The following is a 17,554-nucleotide window of genomic DNA, read 5'->3' as shown; positions in this document are numbered from 1 at the left end:
CACCGGATAGCCCGCCCACCGTCTGAGTGGGCGGAACACTGCATGGAGCAAGGTGGAATGTCTGAAATGACCGATTCGCGGCGTTGGATGTGGCTGGCCGGGCTGTGCCTGTGCGGCTGGCTGCTCTACCTGCTGTCGCCGGTACTGTCGCCGTTCCTAGTGGCCATGCTGCTGGCCTACATGGGCGACCCGCTGGTGGATCGCCTGGAGCGCCACAAGCTGTCGCGCACCTGGGGCGTGGTGCTGGTATTCACCCTGTTCAGCCTGCTGTTGCTGATTCTGCTGCTGGTGCTGGTGCCCATGCTCGGCCGCCAGCTGGTGCGCCTGTACGAGCTGGCACCGCAGGGCCTCGACTGGCTGCAGCACCAGGCCCTGCCCTGGGTGCAGGCACAGCTGGGGCTGGGCGAAGGCTTCTGGCGCTTCGATCAGCTCAAGGCCGCGCTGGCCGGGCATCTGGGCAAGACCACCGATATAGTCGGGGCGGTGCTGACCCAGGCTACGGCCTCGAGCCTGGCGCTGCTCGCCTGGCTGGGCAACCTGCTGCTGATTCCGGTGGTGGCCTTCTACCTGTTGCGCGACTGGGATCTGATGGTAGGGCGGCTGCGCAACCTGCTGCCGCGAGCGCGCGAGTCGCTGGTGGTCAAGCTGGTCGGCGAGTGCCACGAGGTGCTCGGTGCCTTCGTCCGCGGCCAGTTGCTGGTGATGCTGGCGCTGGCCTTCATCTATGCCAGTGGCCTGATGCTGGTGGGGCTGGAGCTGGGCCTGCTGATCGGCCTGCTGGCCGGTCTGGCCAGCATCGTGCCGTACATGGGCTTCGTGGTCGGTTTCGGCTCCGCCGTATTGGCGGCGCTGTTCCAGTACGGTGGTTTCGAGATGTACCCGCTGCTCGGCGTACTGGCGGTGTTTGGCGTCGGTCAACTGCTCGAAGGCATGCTGCTGACCCCGATGCTGGTGGGGGATCGCATCGGCCTGCATCCGGTGGCCGTAATCTTCGCCATCCTCGCCGGTGGCCAGCTATTTGGCTTCGTCGGTGTGTTGTTGGCCCTGCCGGTTGCCGCAATCATCATGGTGCTGCTGCGCCATGCGCATGATTTCTATAAACTTTCCGAACTTTACGGAGAGTCTTCCGGCGCCTCGCAAGATCCGCCGCCCAACGCATGAAACCAGTTCAGCTTCCCCTAGGCGTGCGCCTGCGCGACGACGCCACCTTTGCCAACTACTACCCGGGTGCCAATGCCGCCGCACTGGGCTATGTCGAACGTCTGTGCGAGGCCGATGCCGGCTGGACGGAAAGCCTGATCTACCTCTGGGGTAGCGATGGCGTGGGCCGCAGCCACCTGCTGCAGGCGGCCTGTCTGCGCTTCGAGCAGCGCGGCGAGGCGGTGGTCTACCTGCCGCTGGCCGAGGTGGCCGAGTTCGGCCCGCAGGTGCTGGATAACCTGGAGCAGTGCGAGCTGGTGTGCCTGGACGACCTGGATGCTGTGGTCGGCCGGGCGGACTGGGAAGAGGCGCTGTTCCATCTGTTCAACCGCCTGCGTGACAGCGGCCGGCGCCTGTTGCTGGCTGCCGCCGCCGCGCCGCGCGAACTGCCGCTGGGCCTGGCCGATCTGCAGTCGCGCCTGACCCTGGCCCTGGTGTTCCAGCTGCATGCCCTGTCCGACGAGGACAAGCTGCGCGCCCTGCAGCTGCGCGCCTCGCGCCGCGGCCTGCACCTGACCGACGAGGTAGGCCGTTTCATCCTCACCCGCGGCGAGCGCAGCATGAGCGCGCTGTTCGAGCTGCTCGAACGCCTCGACCAGGCCTCGCTGCAGGCCCAGCGCAAGCTGACCATCCCCTTCCTGAAAGAAACCCTGGGTTGGTAAGGGCCGCGATGGCAGTGCCTGCGCGGCGCTGCCATGGCTGGTGTTACTCGCCGGCCAGCTTGCGCTCGTACTGGAAGCGCCAGCGGGTGTAGAGCAGGGCGCTGCAGAACAGGCTGAAGCTGATCACGGTTTCCAGCAGGCCGAACAGGCTGCGGGCTGGATCGATGGCGGCCAGGATGCCCTGGATGAAGTAGATGTTCATCACGAAGCAGGCCCAGGCATGGGCGCGGGCGTTGCCCAGCAGCAGGCCGGGGGCGAGCAGCAGCAGCGGCCCCAGCTGGATCGCCAGCACCACCCAGGGCCGCGCGCCATGCAGGTCGGCGTAGAACAGGTTCCAGGCCAGCAACAGGATGCTCAGGGCGATGAAGCTGAACAGGCTGAGGGCGCGGGTGAGAGCAACCCGTGGTTGCAGCCAGTCGAGGGCGGGAAGGGGTTTAGCTTGCTTAGCCACGCGGGGACTCCAGCTTCAGGGCGGTTGCGGCCAGGCGCTGGCCAAGGGCGCGGCACAGGCCGATTTCATGTTCGTCGAGGGCGCGCTTGCCATCGCTGCCAGCGTGGTGGCTGGGGCCGTAGGGCGTGCCGCCGCCGCGGGTTTCCAGCAGGGCGCCTTCGCTGTAGGGCAGGCCGCAGACCAGCATGCCGTGGTGCAGCAGTGGCAGCAGCATGGACAACAGGGTGCTTTCCTGGCCGCCGTGCAGGCTGGAAGTGGAGGTGAACACGCCAGCCGGCTTGCCGACCAGTTCACCGGTCAGCCACAGGCTGCTGGTGCCGTCGATGAAGTACTTGAGCGGCGCGGCCATGTTGCCGAAGCGGGTCGGGCTGCCGATGGCCAGGCCGGCGCAGTGCTTGAGGTCATCGAGGCTGGCGTACAGCGGGCCGTCTTCAGGAATGGCCGGGGCGCTGGCCTCGCAGTCGGCGGAGACCGCCGGCACGGTGCGCAGGCGCGCTTCCAGGCCGCCCAGCTCGACGCCGCGGGCAATCTGCCGGGCCATCTCGGCAGTGGCGCCGTGGCGGCTGTAGTAGAGCACCAGGATGTAGGGCGTACTCATGCCAGCAGCTCCAGTACCTTCTCCGGCGGACGGCCGATCACCGCCTTGTCGCCGGCGATCAGGATCGGCCGCTCGATCAGTTTCGGGTGGGCGACCATGGCGGCAATCAGCTGGGCTTCGCTGAGGCTGGCGTCGGCCAGGTTGAGCGCCTTGTATTCGTCCTCGCCAGTGCGCAGCAACTGGCGGGCGCCGATGCCGAGCTTGCCGAGCAGAGCCTGCAGTTCGCTGGCGCTGGGCGGGGTTTCCAGGTAGCGCACCACGGCCGGGGTCAGGCCGCGGGCTTCGAGCAGTTCCAGGGCGCCGCGGGATTTCGAGCAGCGCGGGTTGTGATAGAGGGTCAGATCGGTCATCGGCGGGTGCCTATTGGCGAGTGAGGGCGCTATTCTACCTGCCTCGGCGCCTGGGGGCGCGGCGCGTATCGAATAGCATCTAAGGAGAGGGCATGCGGCAGCGGCTGGATGATCTGGTGGAGTTCTGGCGGTTCCTGTTCCAGCGTTTTCTCGCCGATCGCGCCATGCACAGTGCGGCCGCGCTGACCTACACCACGCTGTTCGCGGTGGTGCCGATGATGACCGTGACCTTCGCCATGCTCTCGGCGATCCCGGTGTTCCAGGGCATGGGCGAGCAGATCCAGGCGTTCATCTTCCACAACTTCGTGCCGTCGTCCGGCGAGACGGTGCAGGCCTATCTGCAGGCCTTCACCACCCAGGCCCGCCACCTGACCTGGGCCGGTGTGGTGCTGCTGGCGGTGACCGCCTTCATGATGCTGGTGACCATCGAGAAGGCGTTCAACGCCATCTGGCGTGTGCGCCAGCCACGCCGTGGGGTGTCCAGCTTCCTGCTGTACTGGGCGATTCTCAGCCTTGGCCCGCTGCTGCTGGGCGTGGGCTTCGCGGTGAGCACCTATATCGCCTCGCTGTCGCTGCTGTCCGGGCCGGATGCGCTGATCGGTGCCAAGACCCTGCTCGGCTTCGCGCCGCTGCTGTCGAGCATGGCGGCCTTCACCCTGATCTATGCAACGGTGCCCAATGCCCGGGTGCCGATTCGCCATGCCCTGTTCGGCGGTTTCTTCACGGCCGTGCTGTTCGAGATCGCCAAGGCGCTGTTCGGTCTCTATGTCAGCCTGTTCCCCGGTTATCAGCTGATCTATGGCGCTTTCGCCACGGTGCCGCTGTTCCTGCTGTGGGTCTATCTGTCCTGGCTGATCGTGCTGTTCGGTGCCGAGCTGGTGTGCAACCTGTCCTCGTCGCGGCACTGGCGGCGCCGTGCCTTGCCGCGCCTGCTGGTGCTGCTGGGCGTGCTGCGGGTGTTCCACGAGCGCCAGCAGCGCGGCCTGGCGGTGCGTCATGCCGATGTGCAGCGCGAGGGCTGGCTGCTGCCGGAGGATGAGTGGGAGGAAATCCTCGACTTCTTCGAGCGCGAGCAGCTGGCCTGCCGGGCCTCGGGGGGCGGCTGGGTGCTGTGTCGCGATCTGCAGCACTACAGCCTGCACCAGTTGCTGGGCCGCAGCCCCTGGCCGCTGCCGTTGCCGGCGCAGCTGCCCGAGCAGCTCGACGAGGCCTGGTACCCGGCCCTGCGCGGGGCTCTGCTGATGCTGCATGAGGAGCAGGCGGCGTTGTTCAGCGGCAGCCTGGCGCAATGGCTGCAGGCGCGGGACTGAGTGGATGGGGGTGACGTTTTTCGTCAGTTTAGGGCAAGGTGGTGTCTGCGCGAGGCGCTGAAAGGCGTGTAAATGCAGGGATTTGGCAGCCTGGAAGGCTGGCATGCTTCTGGCAATCTGTCTGGTAATTACTGGCAGACTGCCAGCAGCCTGAAGTGAATCAGGGATGGGATGTATGAGTAGTCAGAAAGGCAAAGTGGTTCCGCTGCATCCACCGCAATCGGACGAGGCGCTGGAACGTCTGAATCGGATTACCGGCCTGCGCTTCGCGCGCTGGCCGCAGTCACTGGTGCCGCAGGCGCGCCAGGCGACGGAAGACGTGGTGGCGGTGGATGAGGGGGCCAGCGTGGTGCGCTTCGGGGTGTTCTGACGCCGAGACGTTTGCGCCGCACAGAAAAAACAAACCCCGCGCAAGGCGGGGTTGGGGAAAGGCTGAGGGGTCAAGCCAGTGCTTGTTGCACCGGGTTGACACTGAGTTCCACGGCTTGCACGAACAACTCTTCGACGATCAGGCCCTGTACCTGCACGGCGCAGCGCAGGCGGATCTGCATGTCTTCGATCTTCTGTTTGAACGGCAGGCGGGCGATGCCGGAGAGCATTACCTTGCTCTGCAGGTTGACCTTGCCGTGATCCACTGCCACTTCGCGCTGCTGGCTGCCATCGCGGTAGTTGACCAGCAGGGACACCGGCAGATTGGCCAGGCCGGGCAGGTGCAGCCAGGTCGCCACATTGAATTCGGCCACCCGCCCTTCATAGGGGGTGACGCTGCTGCGGGCGCTGTTGACGATGCTCGACGGAACAGGGCCGATCAGCTTGTCGGTGGCTTGGGTCATGGACAGGCTCCGGTTGGTCTTCTGGTTTGTTGGAGTGGGGCGATTATAGGCAGGCGAAGTGCACGGAAACTGTGCACTTCGCCGCCGCTTCCTGTGATTTTCGTCGCAGATCAGGCCAGACGCAGCGGGTGGCGTACCACGCAGGTGGTGCTCAGGTTGGCGGCCGGCAGGGGCATGGCCGCCTGGGTGTTGACGTTGGCCAGTTGCAGCCAGAGTTGCTCGCCTTCGACGAACTGCCCGCACGGCAACCACAGGCCGTGGTGCCAGCCGGTGCCGGGGGCCGGTGTGCTCTGCAGTACGCCGGGGTGGGTCTGGGCGCTGGGGGCGCGGCGCAGCCATACCGCGCGGGGCAGGCCCTTGAGGTAGCGCAGGCCGAGGTGCAGGCCCTCCTGGTTCTGGTGGCGCCAGCGCACCAGGGCCAGGGTCGGCGTGCCGCTGTGGGGCAGCACCAGGGTCAGCTGGCCGACGGGCAGCTGGCTGGACAGGTCGGCATGGCACAGCAGGCGTGCACCGCCGGCGCTGGCATCGAGCATTTGCGCGGCGCAGCTTTGCGGGCGCTTCTCCAGCAACTGGGAGTGGATGGCGCCGAGGCCGATGACCAGATTGCAGTCGGCGCTGAAGTCGGCGCGCGGATGGCGGCGCTGCTGGCGCCCCAGCCAGTGGTGGCGAACCTTCTCCAGCAGGCTGCGCTCGATCGGGCTCTGCAGAGGCGCAGGTTCGTGCAGCGCCACCAGCAGGGCACCCAGTTCCAGGCGCCTGAGGTAGGCAGGGGCACTGGACGCCGGCTGGTCGAGGCTCAGGCTGGCCTGGTCGTGACTGAGGTCGATCAGCGGGCCATCGTGCTCATCCTCTTCGTCCCAGGGCAGCAGGCGAGCCAGCTCGGCCAGCGGCGTCAGGGCAGCGAACAGCAGCGGGCATTCGCCCTCGGCGAGATGGAAGGGGTTGCTCAGGGCCAGCAGCAGCATCTGCTGGTAGAGGCCGCGCAGGGTGCCGGCAGGTGTCGGCTGGAAGGGCGCGGCGACATGCTCGTCCAGGCAGCCCTGATGCTCGCCGAGCCAGTACAGCAGGTGGCTGTCGCGCCACAGTGCGGCGGGCGGCTCGCGGTACAGCTGGTAGTGGCGCATCAGGCTCTGCGAGAGGAAGTGCTGGGCCATGTACAGGCACCAGGCCAGGTGCGGCAGCGAAGGCTGGCGGCCCTGGAGGATCTGCAGCAGCAGGCGCTTGAAGCCGACGGCCAGCTCGTCGCACAGGTGCACGAACAGCGGCGAGGGCGGCATGCCTTGGCGCAGAGCGGCCGAGCAGTGGCGATATTCCTCGCTGAAGCTTTGCAGGGTACGCTGCCTTTCCAGTAAGGTCATGCCGCTGCGATTGAGGCGGAACAGCAGGCTCAGCTGCTGCTGAAGCGCCTCCTGTGGTGGCAGCTTACGGGCGGCCGCGAGCTGATCGCTCAGGCCGGCAATCGGTGGGGCATCCTCGTGGAGAATGTCCGGCACTTCCAGGCGCAGGGCATCCAGCGTCATATCAACTCCGCGTGCACGAGGAGCGAATGCATGAGGCGGCAACTCCAGATGGTGTTAGGTCTGATGTCCGGGCTTCTAGTGGCCGGATGTGCCGAGGACTGGGGCGTCGATCAGCATGGACAGAAGGTACCGGCTGAGCAACTGGAAGGCCAGTGGTTAGTGATCAATTACTGGGCCGAGTGGTGCGGTCCCTGCCGTACCGAGATTCCCGAGCTGAACCGCCTCGACGATCAGCTGCAGGGGCGCCACGGGCGGGTGCTCGGGGTCAACTACGATGCCCTGCAGGGCGAGGATCTGGCCGAGGCCGCGCGCAGTCTCGGTATCCGTTTCACCGTGCTGGCGCAGGATCCGGCGCAGCACCTGGAGTTGGCGCGCAGTGATGTGCTGCCGACGACCTTTATCATCGATGCCAGTGGCCGCCTGCGCGAGCGCCTGGTCGGTGAGCAGACTGCCGCCGGCCTGCAGGCCAGGCTGGCACAGCTGCAGGCTGAGGAGTAGGGCGATGCGCATCTGTGTGCACGGATATGTCAGCGGCAAGGTGCAGGGCGTGTACTTCCGCCAGAGCACGGCCGAGCAGGCAGAACGCCTGGAGCTGGATGGCTGGGTGCGCAACCTGGCCGATGGCCGGGTGGAGGTGCTGGCGGAAGGGGAGGAGGCGCAGGTGCGCGAACTGGCGGCCTGGCTGGCGCATGGCCCGGAACGGGCGCGGGTCGATGCGCTGGAGCTGGAGGAGCAGCCTGTACAGGGCGTCGCCGGTTTTATCGTGCGGCGCTGACTGCCAGGCTGTGTCTGCTTCAGTCTTCGCCGGGATCGGCGGCCAGGCGGCCGGCATCCTTGAGCAGTGACTGGAGAAACTCCTGCTGCAGCTCAGGATCGTTGCGGGTCAGTTCGATCAGGCTCTGTTCCAGCTCGCTGGCTTCTTCTTCCAGGCCCAGGTCGGACAGGCGCTTGACCCGGTGCACCCACTGCGCCACTTCGTCGTCTTCGAGGTCGTCGTAGATCAGCGCATGGGCTTCGCGCAGTTTGCCGCGCAGATTGCGGCTGACCAGCAGGGTGGCTTCGGCCTTGGTGCTATCCAGCGGGTCTTCCACACTCAGCAACAGGGTGCCGAGGCGGCTGGCGTCCTCGTCGGCGAACGGGCCGTCGAGCAGGTTCAGGCGCAGCACACCGCTGCGGTCGGTGCTCAGCTCGAAGGTCTGCTTGCCGGCCTTGACCAGTACCGGGCGATCGGCCCAGGGCAGGCTCGAGTACTCGGTGCGCTTGTCCAACTGCTGCTCGTCGATGGCAGCCAGGTTCTGCTGCGAGCGGCCGTTGGATTCGACGTTCATCGCCGGGTTGAGGCCGGCGAAGCCGTAGCTGATCCAGTCCTTGGTCACGCTGTCCGGCAGGCGACCGAGCATCACCACGTTGAGCACGTTGGCGCCGACCCCGGCCACCACTGCTACCGCACCCAGCGGCACTTCGTAGAGTTCGCGCCAGGGCTGGTAGGGGGTGTAGCGGTCGTAGCGGCGGGTGACCTCGAACTCGGTGACTTCGAAGGTCTTCTGTTCGTGGATGCGCACCCGCCGCTGCGGCAGTTCCAGGACGTGCGGCTCGCCGACGTCGATCTGCAGGCTGTGGTCGAGCAGTTTGCGCTCGACGCGCTCCTCGTGCTCGCTGCGTTGCGGCAGCTGGTTGGCGCAGCCGCCGAGGAGGAGGGCGCCAGCCAGGGCGGCGCCGAGACGGAGGGTGGTTCGCTTGAACATGCTAGCTCTTGGTCAAACCGGGATCAGCGGCCGATACGGGTGTTGAGGAAGGACAGCAGTTCGGCACTGGCAACTTGCTGGCTGTCGCTGTCGCGGCGGGACTTGTACTCGAGGTTGCCCTCGGCCAGGCCGCGCTCGCTGACCACGATGCGGTGCGGAATGCCGATCAGCTCCATATCGGCGAACTTCACCCCGGGGCTGGTCTTCTTGTCGCGGTCGTCCAGCAGCACTTCGTAGCCGGCGGCGGTGAGTTCGGCGTAGAGCTTGTCGGTGGCTTCGCGTACCGCTTCGTTTTCGTACTTCATCGGCACGATGGCGACCTGGAAGGGCGCCAGGGCGTCGCTCCAGAGGATGCCGCGTTCGTCCCAGTTCTGCTCGATGGCGGCTGCCACCACGCGCGACACGCCGATGCCATAGCAGCCCATGATCAGGGTGACCGGCTTGCCGTTCTCACCCAGCACCTTGCAGCCCAGCGCTTCGCTGTACTTGGTGCCGAGCTGGAAGATGTGGCCGACTTCGATGCCGCGCTTGATCACCAGACTGCCCTGGCCGTCCGGGCTGGGGTCACCTTCGACCACGTTGCGCAGGTCGGCAACCGCCGGCAGCGGCAGGTCGCGTTCCCAGTTGACGCCGAAGTAGTGCTTGTCGTCGATGTTGGCACCGATGGCGAAGTCGCTCATCAGGGCTACCGAGCGGTCGATGATGCACGGTAGCGGCAGGTTCAGCGGGCCCAGGGAGCCAGCGCCGGCGCCGATGGCGGCACGCAGCTCGGCTTCCGAGGCGAACACCAGCGGGCTGGCGACCAGCTCGTGGTTGGCGGCCTTGATCTCGTTCAGCTCGTGGTCGCCGCGAACGATCAGGGCGATCAGCTTGCCCTCTTCGGCAGCGTGCACGACCAGGGTCTTGACGGTTTTCTCGATGGCCAGGGAGAACTGGTTGACCAGATCCTCGATGGTCTTGGCGTTCGGTGTGTCGATCAGGCGCAGCTCTTCGCTGGCGGCAGCGCGCGCGGTTTCGCGCGGGATGGCCTCGGCCTTCTCGATGTTGGCGGCGTAGTCGGAAGTGTCGCTGAAGGCGATATCGTCTTCACCGGACTCGGCCAGCACGTGGAATTCGTGGGAGCCGGTGCCGCCGATGGAGCCGGTGTCGGCCTGTACCGGGCGGAAGTTCAGGCCCAGGCGGCTGAATACGTTGCAGTACGCCTGGTGCATGCGGTCGTAGGTTTCCTGCAGCGACTCCTGGGAGGTGTGGAAGGAGTAGGCGTCCTTCATCAGGAACTCGCGGCCGCGCATCAGGCCGAAGCGCGGGCGGATCTCGTCGCGGAATTTGGTCTGGATTTGGTACATGTTGATCGGCAGCTGCTTGTAGCTGTTCAGCTCGTTGCGCGCCAGATCGGTAATCACTTCCTCGTGGGTCGGGCCGACGCAGAAGGCGCGGTCGTGGCGATCCTTGATGCGCAGCAGCTCGGGGCCGTATTGCTCCCAGCGCCCGGATTCCTGCCACAGCTCGGCCGGCTGGATGGCCGGCATCAGCACTTCCAGGGCACCTGCCGCGTTCATTTCCTCACGCACTATGGCTTCGGCCTTGCGCAGCACGCGCAGGCCCATGGGCAGCCAGGTGTACAGGCCGGAGGCCAGTTTGCGGATCATGCCGGCACGCAGCAGCAGCTGGTGGCTGATCACCACGGCATCGGACGGCGTTTCTTTGAGGGTCGAGAGCAGGTACTGACTGGTACGCATGTTTGGCCGTTATGTCGGTTGCGAGGGCGGAGAATGGCTCGGCATTGTACGGTGCCAGCCATGTGGCGTACAGGACAGACCGGGAGTTGCAGGTGACAGAGCTGACCGCTGGGCAAGTGCAGGCGCTGATTCGCGCCGGAGTGCCGATGGCCGAGGATATCGATCTGCGCATCGAGCGTCTGGATGGCGAGCTGGCTGTGGCCAGGGTGCCTTTCCAGGGCAAGCTGGTGCGCCCGGGCGGCACATTATCGGGGCCGACCATCATGTCGCTGGCCGATGCGGCCATGTATGCGGTGGTGCTGGGGCGCCTGGGGCGGGTGGAGATGGCGGTGACGGCCAATCTGAACATCAATTTCCTGGCCAAGCCCAAGCCGGTCGACCTGCTTGCCGAGGCGCGCATTCTGCGCCTGTCGCGGCGTCAGGCGGTATGCGAGGTGCAGCTGTATTCCGATGGCGCAGCGGATGAGTTGGTGGCTCATGTGACGGGAACCTATGCGCTGCCATTGCAGGCATAAAAAACCCCGGCCTAGGCCGGGGTTTCTTCGTTGGAGGCTGTAGGCGCTAAGGCTTACAGAACGTCCAGCGGGTAGTCCACGATTACGCGGAACTCGTGCAGATCGCCTTCAGCCTGGTCGGCGTTGGCGTAGTGGAACGCCTGGCGCAGGCGGATGGACAGGTCTTTGGCGGCGCCTTCCTGGACTACGTACTTGGCTTCCAGGTCGGTTTCGTGGTGCTCACCGTCGTTGCCGTAACCCAGGTAGGTGTAACCGCTGTCTGCGTCCATGTCGCTGCCGTCGATGTCAGTACCTTTGACATAGGTGGCCATGGTGGTCAGGCCCGGAACGCCCAGGCCAGCCCAGTCATAGGTGTAGCCGACGCGGTAGGACTTCTCGTTCGGTGCGTTGAAGTCGGAGTACTGCATGGAGTTGGACAGGAAGATCGAGTCGCCGCCGACGTAGTCGAACGGAGTGTCGCCGTCCACTTCCTGGTAGGCCAGCAGGAAGCTGTGGTTGCCCAGGCCGTATACGGCGGACAGGCTGAAGGTGGTGTTGTCGATGTCGCCCTGCAGGGAGTCACCGGTATCGTTGGTCTGATACAGGTTGAAGTCGAAGGTCAGGCTCTGGCCTTCGCTGATCGGCAGTGCGTAGTTGGTGTTCAGGTAGTACTGGTTCCAGGTTTCTTCGAACTTGGAGCCGTACAGGGTCACGCTCAGCTGGTCGTTGATGGCGTAGGAGCCGCCCAGGTAAGCGATGCTGTCGCCAATTTCATTGCCGCCGTAGTTGATCAGCAGCTCGTCGTCGCTGTTGGTCGAGGCGCGGTTGTTGTAAGCGGTGAAGTAGCCGCCTTCCAGGGACAGGTTTTCGATTTCGTCGCTGGTGAGGTTGAAACCGGTAGCGGTTTCCGGCAGCAGGCGGCTGTGGGATGTAGCAAATACCGGGGCGCCAGTGCGCATTTCGCCGTACTTCAGAACGGTGTTGGAAATGCGGGCTTTGACTGCGCCGCCAGCTTCGCCGTAGTTATCCTGGGAGCCGCCGTCGGAGTCGGCTGGCAGCAGGCCAGTACCGGAACGACCATCGCCGCTGTCCAGCTTGATGCCCATGTAGCCATAGGCATCAACGCCTACGCCAACGGTGCCTTGGGTGAAGCCGGAAGTGAACTCGGACATTACGCCGTGAGCCCATTCTTCGGTCATGTTCTTGCCCGGCGCGTTATTTTTGAAGTCGCGCTGGAAGAAGTAGTTGCGGTTGAGCAACTGCAGATCGCTGTCTTCTACAAAGCCCTTGGAATCGGACTGCGCACTGGCGAAGGCCAGCTGGGAGGTGCCTGCTGCAACAGCGAGGGCGATTACGCTCCACTTCATCACTTGCATTGTGATTGCTCCTTTGGTTTAGAAGAGTTGTGCTGCCCAGTTAGTTGTTGTATGGGCGGCTCTTTCTTTTTGTGTCGGCGCTAACTTATAGCACGGCAACTTTGTTGGCGACAGTTGTGTCTTATTCCCTACATTTTATTTGCGCTTACGTCGCAAAAACACATGTCGAGTGTCGCATTTGTGTAGCTTTTGGTCGCCTCCAGGCCGTGCCTTCAGCCCCTGAAAAGCCTGCAATTCCAACTGTTTAGAGAGTGTCGGAAGACGCCTTGGCGTGTTCTTGCAGTGCCTTCCAGTGGCAGTCATCGCTGACGGTGATACAGGCTTAGCAACATCCATGCACAAAACCCGAATTCACTTCGAAAATACTCGCGAGCTGGATGTTTCCATGTAACTGGCGGGTTGTCTGTGCGGCGCTGTCTAGGCTTTGCAGGCGTTGTGGCTAGCTATTGCATGAGGTGTGCTGCTCTGCTTGGGCTGGGGGCGGGCGTTACCTGGCGTGCCGTGAAAAGGAAGAAACTACCCGCAGGTAACGTTTTTATCGGTTGCTGTGGGCGATTATGGTGCGCGTGTGCCTTGCGGCAGGGCGCGTAGTGCGGTCTGAGTGGGTGGGCATGGCTGGGGCGTAACAGGGCACGGCCTTGTGGCGTGTGATCTGCCCGGCGGCGGGGCGTGGGGAACGGCCGGTTGCGCCGTTGTTGTGCGCCTGCTGTTGTGCTGGTGGGGATGAATTGCGCAGGCGCCCCAGCTATCCTGCGCCCCGAAAGAGCAGGCGGCGAGTGCGCGCCTTGCCGAGTTGGAGGAATTACCCGATGTTCACCCTCGATCCGCGTCTGCAGCAGGACACTCTGACGATTGGCGATTTTCCGCTCTGTCGGCTGCTGCTGATGAATGACGCCCAGTATCCCTGGTTCATCCTGGTGCCGCGCCGTGAGGCGGTCAGTGAGCTGTTCCAGCTGGATGTGGCTGATCAGCAGCAGTTGTGGCTGGAGACTACGCGCCTGGCCGAAGTGCTCAAGGATAGTTTTGACGCCGACAAGATGAATGTCGCGACGCTGGGCAATGTGGTCAGCCAGCTGCACATGCATGTCATCGTGCGCCGTCGCGAGGACGCGGCATGGCCGGCTCCGGTGTGGGGCAAGCATCCGGCGCAGGCCTATGCTGTTGCGCAGGTGGCTGCTATTCGCGAGCGCCTGAAGCTGGTGCTGGCGAGTGATTTCCAGTTTGCCGAGGATTGATGCCATGAGCCTGGAGCAGCAGATCATCGAGCTGGAGAGCCGTCAGGCGTTTCAGGATGACACCATTGCCGCGCTCAACGATGTGGTGGTCGAGCAGCAGCGCATCATCGAGCGCCTGCAGTTGCAGGTGGCGGCGCTGATTCGGCGCCAGGATGAACTGCAGGGGCAGTTCGGCATCGCCGAGGGTGACGCGCCACCTCCGCACTATTGATGCAGGAATGAAAAAGGCCGCTCGAGAGCGGCCTTTTTCATGGGGGGATTCAGCGGCGGCTGGGCAGGGCGGCAATCACGTCTTCGGCCTGCAGGCCCTTGTCGCGGTTCATTACCGAGAACTCCACGCGCTGGCCTTCGATCAGCACGCGGTGGCCTTCGCCGCGGATGGCGCGGAAGTGCACGAAGATATCGTCACCACTGTCGCGGGAAATGAAGCCGAAACCCTTGGACGTGTTGAACCACTTGACCGTGCCGGTCTCGCGGTTGCCCAGGTCGCGGGTCAGTGGTGCCTGCTGGTGCGGGCGTGGGCCGAGGTTGATGGCCAGGTGCAGGGCGATGCCGAGGCCCAAAGTGGCCAGGCTCAGGATCACGGCCGGCAGTTCGCCGACCAGCGGCAGGGGGGCCAGCAATACCAGGGCTTGCAGCACCACACTCAGCACCAGAAGGGCCGAAACCAGGCCTTGCAGCTGGTTGCGCACGCCCTGGTGGCGCACCGGCAGCAGCGGGGCCAGCAGCAGGTTGGTCAAGCCGTAGATGGCCAGGTACAGGCCGTCGGCGTGTTGCAGATAGGGCAGGCTTTCGTTGCGCAGGCTGGGGGCGAAGGACAGCAGCAGGGCGGCGACGCCCGTCAGCAGGTGGACGATTTTCAGCATGTTCGAATGGCTCACTCTGATACAGACAATAAAAGGATGAGCGGGGTGCGCGGAGGCCCGAAAGACGAAGGGCTGAAACAGCGGCAATCACCCGCCTATGTCGCGCCCGCACGAGGGCGGAGCGGCACCGGGCGATATTTAACCGCAAAGCAGAGGTGTACTCAAATCAAGCGCTTAGCGCGGCTTCCGGGCTGGCGGGGTGGATCTGGTTGCGGCCATTGCGCTTGGCCTGGTAGAGCGCATCGTCGGCCCGGGTGACCAGGCTTTCGAAGGTGTCGCCGGGAGTGGCCAGAGCCAGGCCGAAGGAGGCGGTGATGCTGTCCAGCACCTTGTCGGTGCTGCGTACGCGAATGCGCAGGGACTGCACCTTCTGCCGCAGCTGCTCGGCAAAGACGCTGGCCGACTCCAGGTCGTAGCAGTCGCGCAGGATCACGCAGAACTCTTCGCCGCCGTAGCGGGCGGCAATGCCGCGGGCGGGTAGGAGGTCGCGCATCAGCTGACCAACATGTTGCAGTACGCGGTCGCCCAGTGGGTGGCCGTACTGGTCGTTGAACTGCTTGAAGTGGTCGATATCCAGCATGACCAAGGCCAGGCCGTCGGGTTCGTTGCTCAGGGCCTGGTCGAGCAGGCGGGTGAAGGCGTGGCGGTTGAATACGTGGGTCAGGCTGTCCAGGGTGGCGGCAGCCTGGGCGCGCTCCAGTTGGGTGCGCAGGTTGTGGATTTCGTTCTGGGCGGCACGCAGGCGGTAGAGGAACTGTTCCTGCTGATCCTGCATCAGCTGGGTGCTCTGCTGCAGTTCGGTGAGCACGTTGGGCAGGTCGTCGACTATGGGTTCCTGCAGGGCGGCCAGGCCCTGGGAAAGGCTGGCCTGGTAGTGCTGGCTGCCAGTCACGCTACGCGACACGTCGCCCTGGATGTCGTCGACCAGCTCGATGACCTGCTGCTGGCCGGCGCGGGCTTCTTCCAGCTCACCATTGATGATGTAGTCGCGGAACAGCTTGACCGCGGTTTCCGGCGGGAAGCTGGCGAAGTCCGTGACGGCCTTGTCCAGGCGGCGGTTCAGCTCGGGTTCCGAGCCTTTGCTGTAGGTGTACCAGAGTGCGTAGTGCACCGGAGTCGGTGGAATGTCGTGGCGCACCATCAGCGGCACGGCCTGCTTGAGCAGGGCAGCAGCCTCGCGGGTCTCTTCCGGATAGAGTTCGAGAATAGAGGGGGCTTTCGGCTGGCTCATGCAGGTCGCTGCGGTCAGTAGGTCGATTGGGCAAAGAATAGAACAGGCCAGGGCCGGGCGCCTAGTAAAAGGCCCGGTCTGGCCGGGCCTTTCGGTTAGGCGGGCAAATCAGGCCGCCAGCAGGCTGCGCAGCATCCAGGCGGTCTTCTCGTGAACCTGCATGCGCTGGGTCAGCAAGTCGGCGGTCGGTTCGTCGCTGACCTTGTCCAGCAGCGGGAAAATCCCGCGGGCAGTGCGTACCACGGCTTCCTGGCCCTGCACCAGCAGCTTGATCATGTCCTGCGCGGCCGGCACACCTTCCTCTTCCTTGATCGAGGACAGGCGGGCATAGGCGGCATAAGTGCCGGGGGCGGGGAAGCCCAGGGCGCGGATGCGCTCGGCGATCAGATCCACGGCCAGGGACAGTTCGGTGTACTGCGCCTCGAACATCAGGTGCAGGGTGTTGAACATCGGGCCGGTGACGTTCCAGTGGAAGTTGTGGGTCTTCAGGTAGAGGGTGTAGGTGTCGGCCAGCAGGCGGGACAGGCCCTCGGCGATGGCGGCGCGATCCTGCTCGGCGATGCCGATGTTGATTTCCATTTCTTGCGTCTCCTCTCGGGTGGCCGGGGTAGAGCTTCCCGGTGATGATTGGAGCCTATCACAGGGTTGGCTGTGGCCGAATTGGCTTGCGTCAATGCCTTCGATGATTCCTGACTATCAGGTCAGAGGTGGGCCAGTTCCGGGCGCTGTTGCAGGGTGCGGTTGAATATCTCGACCCAATAGCTGCTGAACTGCCGGCCGCTGAGGTTGTTGATTTCCAGGATGGCGCGCAGGCGCGGGCGCTTGCTCAGGGTCTGGTGGGCGCGCTCGTGGGTGCGCGCGTCGAAGGTGTCGACGATGTTCAGCAACAATGCTCCCGGGGTGATCTCGGCTTCCTGCAGGCCTTTGGGGTAGCCGCTGCCGTCGACGTGCTCCTGGTGTTGCAGGATGATCTCGCTGGCCAGCTCCCAGGCTGGCATGCGTCGCAGCAATTCGGCAGCCTGGCGTGGGTGGGACTGCATCTGGCGGCGTTCCTCGCGGCTCAGCTGTTCTTCTTTATGCAGCAGCTCCAGGGGCAGGAATGCCATGCCCAGGTCGTGCAGGCACACGGCGCTTGCCAGTTGCGCTGCGTCGATCGGGCTGTCGGCGGTTTCGTTCATCGCCAGCGCCAGCGCCAGCAGACGCATGCCGCGGCCATGCCAGTAAGGCGAGCGCTGCTCGCCGGCGGTCATCAGTTCGCTGAAGAAGTGCAGGTCGGCGCCCACTTCGATGCCGTGCAGGTTGAGCAGTTGCAGCAGCTGGCTCTGGCTGGGCAGTGCCGTGGGCTGCAGGCGGGTATTGGGGTCCAGGTGCTGCAGCAGGGTGCGGCGGATTTCAGTCTGCCGGGCACTGGGCGCGGCCGCCAGGGCCTGCAGGGCCTGGCAGAGGTTTTTCCGTTCACGCTGATCCAGGCGCGCTGGGCGGTTGTCGAGAGCTTCGGTGATCAGCTCGCGCAGGTGATCCAGGCTCAGCAGGAGGATGTCGCCGAGCAGGCTGTCGAAGCGCAGGCGGTCTTCGCGCAGGGCGTCGAGCACGTCTTCCAGGGCCTGGGGCAGTGGCAGCAGGGCATTGAGCTCGACGATGCCGAGATTGCCCTTGATGGTGTGCACCAGGCGGAACAGCTCGCGCAGGCGGCCGCTGTCCAGCGGGTGCTGTTCCAGTTCGATCAGCAGTTGCTCGCAGCGCGGCAGCAGTTCCGCCGTTTCGATGCGAAACTCTTCCAGCAACTCCTGGTTCAGGTCGACCGGGTGTGGGGTGGCCATGGCGCTCTCCGCAAGGGCGGGAGTTTGAGTATAGAAAGCTCTGGCGAAAGGCGAGGGGGGGGGCGGCTGCGTCGGGCCGATTAACCATATATAATCGCGCCCCTTGCCCGGGATGCGGCTGCGC

Annotated in this window: 21 protein-coding genes; 9 read left to right on the top strand and 12 right to left on the bottom strand. The window is 64.8% G+C overall.

All coding sequences use genetic code 11. The annotated features are described in order from the left end of the window. Positions 1-66: 66 nt before the first annotated feature. Together A9179_RS16145 and hda are read left to right on the top strand one after the other, a co-directional pair. Positions 67-1,161: an AI-2E family transporter gene (locus A9179_RS16145; protein WP_187808611.1), complete on the top strand. Its 1,095-nt coding sequence runs from the start codon at positions 67-69 to the stop codon at positions 1,159-1,161. Then, on the top strand, positions 1,158-1,862 hold the full coding sequence (gene hda / locus A9179_RS16140) for a DnaA regulatory inactivator Hda (protein ID WP_187807236.1): 705 nt from the start codon (positions 1,158-1,160) through the stop codon (positions 1,860-1,862). The genes A9179_RS16145 and hda overlap by 4 nt, the downstream gene beginning before the upstream one ends. Positions 1,863-1,905: 43 nt before the next feature. Here the strand turns inward: hda and A9179_RS16135 are convergent, their stop codons facing one another. The 3 genes from A9179_RS16135 to arsC are packed head-to-tail and all read right to left on the bottom strand — an operon-like array spanning position 1,906 to position 3,261. Beyond that, complete coding sequence (locus A9179_RS16135) at positions 1,906-2,313, bottom strand: DUF2069 domain-containing protein (RefSeq protein WP_187807235.1); 408 nt, start codon at positions 2,311-2,313, stop codon at positions 1,906-1,908. After that, positions 2,306-2,911, bottom strand: coding sequence for an NAD(P)H:quinone oxidoreductase (wrbA, locus tag A9179_RS16130; protein WP_187807234.1), 606 nt, complete (start codon positions 2,909-2,911; stop codon positions 2,306-2,308). Before wrbA ends, A9179_RS16135 begins: the two co-directional genes overlap by 8 nt. Then, positions 2,908-3,261, bottom strand: a complete 354-nt coding sequence (gene arsC, locus A9179_RS16125) for an arsenate reductase (glutaredoxin) (protein ID WP_187807233.1) — start codon at positions 3,259-3,261, stop codon at positions 2,908-2,910. The genes wrbA and arsC overlap by 4 nt, the downstream gene beginning before the upstream one ends. A gap of 92 nt (positions 3,262-3,353) precedes the next feature. Here arsC and A9179_RS16120 point away from each other — a divergent pair, with 92 nt between their 5' ends. Then, on the top strand, positions 3,354-4,571 hold the full coding sequence (locus A9179_RS16120) for a virulence factor BrkB family protein (RefSeq protein WP_187807232.1): 1,218 nt from the start codon (positions 3,354-3,356) through the stop codon (positions 4,569-4,571). 175 nt (positions 4,572-4,746) lie between these two features. After that, the gene (locus A9179_RS16115) at positions 4,747-4,941 is read left to right on the top strand and encodes a hypothetical protein (RefSeq protein WP_187807231.1); all 195 of its coding nucleotides are present in this window, start codon (positions 4,747-4,749) and stop codon (positions 4,939-4,941) included. A gap of 70 nt (positions 4,942-5,011) precedes the next feature. Here A9179_RS16115 and A9179_RS16110 read toward each other — a convergent pair whose 3' ends face one another. Further along, positions 5,012-5,404 (bottom strand): hypothetical protein, encoded by a 393-nt coding sequence (locus A9179_RS16110; RefSeq protein ID WP_187807230.1) that lies wholly within the window; start codon positions 5,402-5,404, stop codon positions 5,012-5,014. 110 nt (positions 5,405-5,514) lie between these two features. Beyond that, positions 5,515-6,924, bottom strand: coding sequence for a PilZ domain-containing protein (locus A9179_RS16105; protein ID WP_187807229.1), 1,410 nt, complete (start codon positions 6,922-6,924; stop codon positions 5,515-5,517). A 63-nt stretch (positions 6,925-6,987) separates the two neighbouring features. Here A9179_RS16105 and A9179_RS16100 point away from each other — a divergent pair, with 63 nt between their 5' ends. Both A9179_RS16100 and A9179_RS16095 read left to right on the top strand, forming a co-directional pair. Further along, positions 6,988-7,422: a TlpA family protein disulfide reductase gene (locus tag A9179_RS16100; RefSeq protein ID WP_394354734.1), complete on the top strand. Its 435-nt coding sequence runs from the start codon at positions 6,988-6,990 to the stop codon at positions 7,420-7,422. Positions 7,423-7,426: 4 nt separating this feature from the next. Further along, on the top strand, positions 7,427-7,699 hold the full coding sequence (locus tag A9179_RS16095) for an acylphosphatase (RefSeq protein WP_187807227.1): 273 nt from the start codon (positions 7,427-7,429) through the stop codon (positions 7,697-7,699). 19 nt (positions 7,700-7,718) lie between these two features. Here the strand turns inward: A9179_RS16095 and A9179_RS16090 are convergent, their stop codons facing one another. After that, positions 7,719-8,669: a hypothetical protein gene (locus A9179_RS16090; RefSeq protein WP_187807226.1), complete on the bottom strand. Its 951-nt coding sequence runs from the start codon at positions 8,667-8,669 to the stop codon at positions 7,719-7,721. A 23-nt stretch (positions 8,670-8,692) separates the two neighbouring features. Further along, entirely contained in the window at positions 8,693-10,408 is a 1,716-nt protein-coding gene (locus tag A9179_RS16085) for a proline--tRNA ligase (RefSeq protein ID WP_187807225.1), read from the bottom strand. 101 nt (positions 10,409-10,509) lie between these two features. On the opposite strand from A9179_RS16085, the gene A9179_RS16080 reads away from it, so the two are divergent. After that, positions 10,510-10,923, top strand: a complete 414-nt coding sequence (locus tag A9179_RS16080; protein WP_187808610.1) for a PaaI family thioesterase — start codon at positions 10,510-10,512, stop codon at positions 10,921-10,923. Between the two features lie 53 nt (positions 10,924-10,976). On the opposite strand, the gene A9179_RS16075 is transcribed toward A9179_RS16080, so the two are convergent. Beyond that, the gene (locus tag A9179_RS16075) at positions 10,977-12,278 is read right to left on the bottom strand and encodes an OprD family porin (RefSeq protein ID WP_187807224.1); all 1,302 of its coding nucleotides are present in this window, start codon (positions 12,276-12,278) and stop codon (positions 10,977-10,979) included. Positions 12,279-13,087: 809 nt separating this feature from the next. Between A9179_RS16075 and A9179_RS16070 the strand changes: the two genes are divergently transcribed. Both A9179_RS16070 and A9179_RS16065 read left to right on the top strand, forming a co-directional pair. Continuing rightward, positions 13,088-13,513 carry an HIT family protein gene (locus A9179_RS16070; RefSeq protein ID WP_187807223.1) on the top strand — a complete coding sequence of 142 codons (426 nt, stop codon included), beginning with the start codon at positions 13,088-13,090 and terminating at the stop codon, positions 13,511-13,513. 4 nt (positions 13,514-13,517) lie between these two features. Then, positions 13,518-13,724 carry a SlyX family protein gene (locus tag A9179_RS16065; protein ID WP_187807222.1) on the top strand — a complete coding sequence of 69 codons (207 nt, stop codon included), beginning with the start codon at positions 13,518-13,520 and terminating at the stop codon, positions 13,722-13,724. 49 nt (positions 13,725-13,773) lie between these two features. Here the strand turns inward: A9179_RS16065 and A9179_RS23105 are convergent, their stop codons facing one another. From A9179_RS23105 to A9179_RS16045, 4 genes are all read right to left on the bottom strand, one after another. Further along, the gene (locus A9179_RS23105; protein ID WP_187807221.1) at positions 13,774-14,379 is read right to left on the bottom strand and encodes a cold shock domain-containing protein membrane protein; all 606 of its coding nucleotides are present in this window, start codon (positions 14,377-14,379) and stop codon (positions 13,774-13,776) included. Between the two features lie 166 nt (positions 14,380-14,545). Next, complete coding sequence (locus A9179_RS16055) at positions 14,546-15,610, bottom strand: GGDEF domain-containing protein (RefSeq protein WP_187807220.1); 1,065 nt, start codon at positions 15,608-15,610, stop codon at positions 14,546-14,548. A 108-nt stretch (positions 15,611-15,718) separates the two neighbouring features. Beyond that, positions 15,719-16,189, bottom strand: coding sequence for a Dps family protein (locus A9179_RS16050; protein ID WP_187807219.1), 471 nt, complete (start codon positions 16,187-16,189; stop codon positions 15,719-15,721). A 122-nt stretch (positions 16,190-16,311) separates the two neighbouring features. Next, positions 16,312-17,430 (bottom strand): HD-GYP domain-containing protein, encoded by a 1,119-nt coding sequence (locus A9179_RS16045; protein ID WP_187807218.1) that lies wholly within the window; start codon positions 17,428-17,430, stop codon positions 16,312-16,314. Positions 17,431-17,554: the final 124 nt, after the last annotated feature.

This window comes from Pseudomonas alcaligenes (genome assembly GCF_014490745.1).
GTDB classification, from domain to species: Bacteria; Pseudomonadota; Gammaproteobacteria; order Pseudomonadales; family Pseudomonadaceae; genus Aquipseudomonas; species Aquipseudomonas alcaligenes_C.
The sequence above is the reverse complement of the archived record's forward strand: the minus strand, read 5'-3'. Positions and strand labels throughout refer to the sequence as shown.